This is a genomic window from Virgibacillus sp. M23, from assembly GCF_034190895.1.
GTDB lineage: Bacteria > Bacillota > Bacilli > Bacillales > Amphibacillaceae > Virgibacillus > Virgibacillus salarius.
On sequence record NZ_JAWDHA010000104.1, the window covers coordinates 1 to 7,185 of the forward strand.

The 7,185-nt window shown below is 37.8% G+C and carries 6 protein-coding genes; all 6 read right to left on the bottom strand.

Going from position 1 to position 7,185, the window contains the following annotated elements:
• Window positions 1-273: 273 nt before the first annotated feature.
• From RVS70_RS21125 to RVS70_RS21150, 6 genes are read right to left on the bottom strand one after another with little or no spacing between them, the layout of a single operon-like run.
• On the bottom strand, window positions 274-1,311 hold the full coding sequence (locus RVS70_RS21125) for an ABC transporter ATP-binding protein (RefSeq protein WP_121604332.1): 1,038 nt from the start codon (window positions 1,309-1,311) through the stop codon (window positions 274-276).
• Entirely contained in the window at window positions 1,308-3,047 is a 1,740-nt protein-coding gene (locus RVS70_RS21130) for an iron ABC transporter permease (RefSeq protein WP_321134715.1), read from the bottom strand. Before RVS70_RS21130 ends, RVS70_RS21125 begins: the two co-directional genes overlap by 4 nt.
• Window positions 3,048-3,072: 25 nt before the next feature.
• Complete coding sequence (locus tag RVS70_RS21135; RefSeq protein ID WP_026679638.1) at window positions 3,073-4,119, bottom strand: ABC transporter substrate-binding protein; 1,047 nt, start codon at window positions 4,117-4,119, stop codon at window positions 3,073-3,075.
• Complete coding sequence (gene surE / locus RVS70_RS21140; protein ID WP_026679639.1) at window positions 4,120-4,905, bottom strand: 5'/3'-nucleotidase SurE; 786 nt, start codon at window positions 4,903-4,905, stop codon at window positions 4,120-4,122. It lies immediately after the preceding gene.
• Window positions 4,902-5,696 carry a sugar phosphate isomerase/epimerase family protein gene (locus RVS70_RS21145; protein ID WP_051388220.1) on the bottom strand — a complete coding sequence of 265 codons (795 nt, stop codon included), beginning with the start codon at window positions 5,694-5,696 and terminating at the stop codon, window positions 4,902-4,904. Before RVS70_RS21145 ends, surE begins: the two co-directional genes overlap by 4 nt.
• Complete coding sequence (locus RVS70_RS21150) at window positions 5,693-6,517, bottom strand: PHP domain-containing protein (protein WP_121604331.1); 825 nt, start codon at window positions 6,515-6,517, stop codon at window positions 5,693-5,695. The genes RVS70_RS21145 and RVS70_RS21150 overlap by 4 nt, the downstream gene beginning before the upstream one ends.
• Window positions 6,518-7,185: the final 668 nt, after the last annotated feature.

The window sequence follows — 7,185 nt, forward strand, 5'->3', positions numbered from 1 at the left end:
CGAAAATCCACTTTGCAACGTGTTCTTCTTTGCAAAGTTAGTTGAGGCCGTGCCCACGGAAAGCGAAGTAATTAGTCGGAGCATTGCCAATATACATCAAACATTTCAAAATAACTACTTCGCTTAAAAAAAATACAGCCAATGGCTGTATTTGACTTATATTTAAAGCATTAGTCGCTATAGATCATACTATTTAAGATTTTGACATAATATGATATCCAGATCACATCCATTCTCCAAAAATCTACGTAGAATAACTGCATGATGCCCAACCTAACCTTCTATTGGGATAACCGAGACGTTTTCACCAACTTCAAATGGTTTACTAAGCGGTATATGTCCGATAATAACTTGATCATTCACAGCTACGGAATAGTGATAATCCCTTCCTTGAAACTGTTTTGTTTTAATAGTACCGGTAAGCTCCCCGTGCTCTTTTCTTGATAATGTAATTTGCTCTGGTCGCAATGGATAGATACTCTTTTCCTTTAATTTATTGGAGATGCCCCAATCCTTCCACTTCACATTGCTATGCTTAAGGGTAAAGGAATCTCCTTCCCAACTACCCTCGAACAAATTAGCTTTTCCCACAAATTTTGCAACAAACGGCGTCTCTGGATGATAATAAATCTCTTCAGGCGTACCAATTTGTTCTATCTCTCCATTATTCATCACAACAATTCGATCTGCCATTGCCAGAGCTTCTCCTTGATCATGCGTAACATACACTATAGATGCCTTGGTTAATTGGTGGAGGTTTTGAATTTCCCGTCGCATCTCCATACGTAACTCTGCATCAAGATTACTTAGAGGTTCATCCATTAGCAATAATTTCGGCTTCGGAGCAATCGCTCTAGCAAGTGAAACACGCTGTTTCTGACCACCTGATAATTCACCAGGCATTCGGTCAGAAAAGTTTGTTAAGTTAACAATCTCCAACACCTCCTGAATTCGCTGATTGGCATCTTGCTTTATTGCTTTATCAGCAAAACGGTGATGCTGTAAGGGAAATTGAATATGCTCCTTTACATTCATATGCGGCCATAAGGCAAATGATTGGAATACCATACTTACGTTTCTTTGCTCTGGAGGAGTAGCTGTTTTCGCATTTGCTACCTCTATACCATCCAATAAAATACTTCCATCGGTAGGTGACTCAAACCCTGCCAATAAGCGTAATAGTGTTGTTTTCCCACATCCAGATGGACCGAGAATCGCAAGAAATTCCCCTTCTTGAATGGATAGATTAATACGATGAAGTGCTTGATAACTTCCAAATTTTTTGGTTACGTTTTGTACAGTTGTACTCATTTACTTTTATCCACCTTTCTGCTCCAAAAACGCTGTACAGCAAATAGCACTAAATATCCAAGCATAATTAAAGCTACAATAATACTAGAGAAGGCCGTAGCATATAAAGAATAGCCCGATTGCTGAAAGCTTAATATAGACACACCAATCGTCTCAGATGTCGAAGCGTATAGTAGAGAAGAAACAGTAAGCTCTGATAAAGCACTAAGAAACACTAACAATGCTCCACCTAAAATCCCTGGTGTAATTAAAGGAATCAAGATTTTCTTCCACTTACCTATACCATTTGTTCCACTAACTCGTGCCGCCTCTTCAATCTGAATATCTATTTGCTGAAATGCTGTCACACCACTCCTTATCTGTAAAATTAAAAATCTCGTAATATAGGCAATATATAAGATGATGGCAGATCCATAGATACCTGGGTTCCAACCTTTAATTGGTTCCATCCATGCAAATATCATCGCTAACGCTAAAACCATCCCAGGTAATGCATAAGGAACTGTAATTGCCGTTTCCATCACTTTTATCGTGGTGTTCGTTTTACGAATACGCAAATAAGCAAATATGGTTCCTGCGATTATTCCTATAACAGCAGTCACACTAGCTAGTTTCATACTAGTAAAAATAGCATCTATCGTAGAATTACTCGTTAGAATGTATTGATAATTTTTCAGCGAGAAATTTTCTGGAAGGAAATCAAGACCATATGCACGTAAAAACGAAAGCATTGCCATTGAAATTAATGGAAAAATACTTGTAACAGCAAAGAACAGCCACATCATACTTTCAACAACAATTCGCTTTTTCCCCAAAGTATAACGAGGCGTATAATCTAATTTGGTTGTTTCTACTTGTTTCGATTTCCTTAATAACAGCCATTGGACGAATAGACCAGTCACCGCCACGCCCCCTAGTATCATTGATAATACCGCAGCATGATTAAATGCGGATGTACCAAAGCCAATCACTTGTTGATAAATATATGTGGATAATACAGGGATATCAGCAGGTGTACCTAAGAAAGCAGGTATTCCAAAATTGTCTAAACTTCCTAAAAATGCAATAAATGAACCACCTACAATGCCAGGAAGTGCCATAGGCAGAATGATCTTTTTAAACGTATTCCATCGCGTTGATCCAGATATTTGGGCAGCCAGCTCCATTTCTCGAGGTATTTTTCGAAATACATGGATAGAAAATAAATAAACGAGTGGAAAATGACTAATCCCCATGACAAAGATAATTCCAGACATACTATACAAATCCCAGGAAAGGCTCGGTAATGATAAGAAAGCCACCATACGCTCCATTAATCCACCAGGGCCAAAAAATTGAACCCATGCCAACGAGGTGATATAGGAAGGAATAACAAAAGGTAAAAAAACAAACAATTGTACCAGGCGTTTCATACGAATATCTGTATATGCTACAATCCAAGCAAAAAACGTACCCAGTATAAAAGCAATGATGGTAGATCCAGTTACAATTATCAACGTATTTTTTAACACTTGCCATGTTCGCTGATCCTGCAAAATCTCTTGATAATACTGTAATGAAAATCCTTCTTCCGTTGTAAAGCTCATCATCACCAATCGAATGATAGGAACGATAAAAAATATAGCTACCAGTATAATGCCAACTGTTTTCAATGATATGTTAAATAACCTAGAAGGAAATGCGCCTCTGCGCATCCCTTCTATTTTAGTTAAAGTATTCCAATCCTTATTATTCAATACAATCACCTACAATTAGTAATCCTTATTTGGAGAACAGTTCATCAAATTTCTCTTTATCTGATGCACGGCTTTCATATAACTCCTCTATCGGAGCTTGTAATACCTTAATTTCATCAAGCGATTTTAAACCCTTTGGTGGTTCAACTCCTTCACGAATCGGAGTATATCCAATCTTTGCTTGCATTTTTTGCCCTTTTTCAGACAAGATAAAATCAACAAAAGCCTTCGCTACTTCCTCTTGATCGGTATCTGCCATGATGCCAACTGGTTCTGTAATGACAGGTACACCCTCTTCTGGATAAACTAATTGAACTGGAGAACCGTCATTTGCCGCACGAGCAGCTAAATAGTCTACGACCATCCCATATGATTTTTGACCGGATGATACGTTTTCCATTACTGCTCCATTTCCTTCCGTAATCATTGGACTATTCTTTTGTACAGCTTCATAAAAATCCCAGCCAAATGCTTGATTACGGGTCAATACGCTCAAATTATATGCTGCTGCACCAGAGTACAATGGACTTGGCATGACTATTTGGTCGCTTGCATCTTCTGATGTTAACGCCTGCCATGAGGTTGGTGCTGCGGAAACCTTATCTGTATTTACAATCAGACCAGTAGCCATTATTTTTGTACCCGTGTACATACCGTCCGGATCAACAAAATCGTTCGGAATGGATTCAGCTTCTGGAGACATATAATTCATTAGCATATTTTCTTTCTTTAAACCTTCAAAGGTTACAGCATCTGCTACTAGTAAAACATCAGCTTGTACTTCTCCAGCTTGATTTTCTGCGTTAATTTTACTGATTACTTCTTCTGTTCCTGAGCGGAATATGTTTACCTTAACATCTGGATATTCTTGATTAAATGCATCCACCAGCTTCTCCGCATCTACATCAGGCTGGGAAGTGTAAAACTCTATTTCACCACTCATATCACTAGCTGCACTCGCATTCGAATCCTTATCTTTATCAGATTCATTCGAATTAGTTCCACTTTCACCGCAAGCCGCAAGAAATATTAAAAGCAATGATAATGTCATAAAAAGAACCATTCTTTTCATTTATTTTTCCTCCTGTAAATTTGTATATTGATAAAACCAGCGTGTTAATTGATCAATTCTTCTCTTTCGTGTGTGCACTAATTCAATAGGCGAGATAGTAACATATCCTTCTCGTAGCAAATGATAATCTGTTCCTTCATTTAGCTCTAATTCATGATAGTGATCCTTCAGCCAGTAATAAATGTGACCGTGGGGATCATTTAATCCAGCAAAGTTATAGCGTGATACCGATAAATCCATCGGAACCACCCGAACACCTTTACAGAGCTCTTTTGACGTGTAAGGTAAGTTCACATTAAGCATTAAATTTTTGGGGATTTTATTCTGTACAATCACCTCCACAACTTGATAAAGTAATTGTTTCACGATATCAAATTTTATTTTTCGGCTATCAAATGTTTCTAAAGACACAGAAACAGAAGGAACCTGATAGAGCATTGCTTCTTGCGCAGCAGCAATTGTTCCAGAATAGTACAAATCACGACCAACATTCGGTCCGATATTAATTCCAGAAAAAACAATATCCGGTTTTTCTGGAAGTAAGACCTCCATACCAAGCTTGACACAATCTGCCGGTGAACCGTTGACAGCAAAGGCTTCTGCATGTGAGGCAAAATCAACTTTTTTTAACTTCAATGGTTGTCTTAACGTTATTTTATGGCTATAGGCACTTTTTTCTGTTTCAGGGCAAACGACGGTTACTTCACCAAAATGGGAAAGCAAATCTGCCAACGCCTGCACACCAGGTGCAAAAATGCCATCATCATTTGTAATTAATATTTTCAAATAGATACCTTCCTCTCGATCCACTTATGGTTATAAAGAAATTGAATATGCTTTTTTAAAAAAGTTAATTCACGTGACGTGTCCATACCTTCTAGTACAATTGGAACATCCATAGTAGATAGAACTTCTAATATGTGCTGAAGCTCTACCTCTCCTTCACCTAAAGGAACATGATATTGTTCTTTACTAGAATCACTAAGGTGAATACTATTTACAAACCTTAATTGCTCCAAATATTGAATCGAGCTTTCATGCAAAGGAACATGTGCAATATCCAAAGTAACCGGAAGCTCTGTACCCACTTTATCTTGAAACACATTCATATGTTTTGGTTGGGTTAAAATCTCTTTAGCAATAGGTTCCATTAACTCTTGCGACAGTGTTACCTGCTTATCGGCAGCGTACGCTAATAATTCCTGCGTATTTTCAATTAAGCGATCCTGATGATATTCCCAAAGATAATCTTTCACCGTAAATCTGCCCGGATGAAACGTCATGTGTAACACTTGTAATTGTGACGCTAAATCAATTGATTTTTTTAGTTCTTTCACTGATTGCTCCTGTATCCCCTTATTAATGGAACAAATATTGAGATCCCAGCTGGACGCATGTAATGTTAAAGCAATACCCTCTTCTTTAGCATAATCACGCAATACCTTAGCATTAGCATCATGATGGTAGATATGTTCAGCCCACATTTCTACACCTGAAAAACAAAACTTCTTAGCAAGTGTTATTACTTCTTTCGGGTGGTAATCCCAACATAAAGAGGAAGATATAAAAAATTTCATAATTGATCAACTCGTTTCATCCAATGTTGTTTGGATTGTTCATCCAACTGCACACTTCCTATTGCAACAGAATTCCTTGCTTCCGTTCCGTGATAATCAGAACCACCGGAAACGAGCAGCTCATGTTTTTTGGCATACGCTAACCAATGATGGATATCTTCCTCGCTATGTTTAGAATGGTATACCTCTATCCCATCTATCCCATACGATATTAAATTATCTATCGGAACTGGAGAGGAATACGTTCCGGGGTGTGCTAAATAAGCCTCCCCACCACAGTCATGAATTAACGCAATTGCGTCTTTTGCAGAAAAAGCAGCACGCTCCACAAATGCTGGCTTACCTTTAATTAATAATTCCTCATAAGCTTCTCTTGCCGTTGTAAAATATTTTTCTTTTGCAAGTGCTTCCGCTATATGTGTACGTACGATAATCTCTCCAGGGACATGCTGCGTTACACCTTCAAACGTAATCAGATAACCAAGCTGATTTAACAGCGTATTTATCTTTTTGGTCCATATAGTACGCTCCTGTTTGCGCCATAATGTATACTCAAACATTTTCCTATGGTGAGGATCAAAAAAATACCCAAGGATGTGTAGCTCTCCGTCTTCCCCATCTGTATTGAGCTCTATCCCTGGAATTAACGTAATATGATTCGCTTCCGCATGGCGTAAAGCTGCATCATAAGCACCAATAGCGTCATGATCCGTAAAAGAAAGAATTTGTATACCTGTTGCTGCTGCTTTGTTTATTATTTCTGCTGGATTATAACCTCCATCGGAAAATGTCGAATGAATGTGTAATTCTGTTTTAGTCATCAAGATCCTCCTTTCCAACACACTTATTTCGATGTCTAACTTTATTGTAGTAGCCAAATGTAAAGGAAGATTAAAGCCATAATTAAATAAAAGCTGTTTTTTTGTAAATGAAAGTTAATCATCTATTTTTACCCCAATATATGGAAAGTTATTAGAAATGCTGATGTTTTAAGCTCTAACAGGGAGAGGGATGGTCATAGTCAGCTTAAATTGTAAAGGGGAAGTAAATTATTTACGTTATATTAATACCATCTAGTTCATGTAGGAGCTATATTTAAAATTATTGTAAATTTGAGTTGTCTGTGTAACAAAAGGAAACAGAGGCTACTAGCCGTTAATAAATGGAGCGTACTTATTAACTAAAGCTTAAATTGTAGGAGCTTTTTTCTAATCATAAGAGGAGTTTTTAAATAGGAAGTCTACAAACAAGGGGTAAGCGCCCTTTAACAGCAGCAAAACATAAAAAAAACGGAGCAAAATTCGCTCAGTCCTTATCACTAAATGCTCAGATTTACGCTTCCTCTAGTAGCTATTATGGAATAATAGCTACTGCTTGACCACCACTCCGGCTACCCACTTCCCTTTCCGTGGGGTTTGTCCTTCAGCTAACTTTTTTAGCAAAACCCGCTCAAAAAAGTGGATCTTCAGGTCAAACATTTCCCACAGGA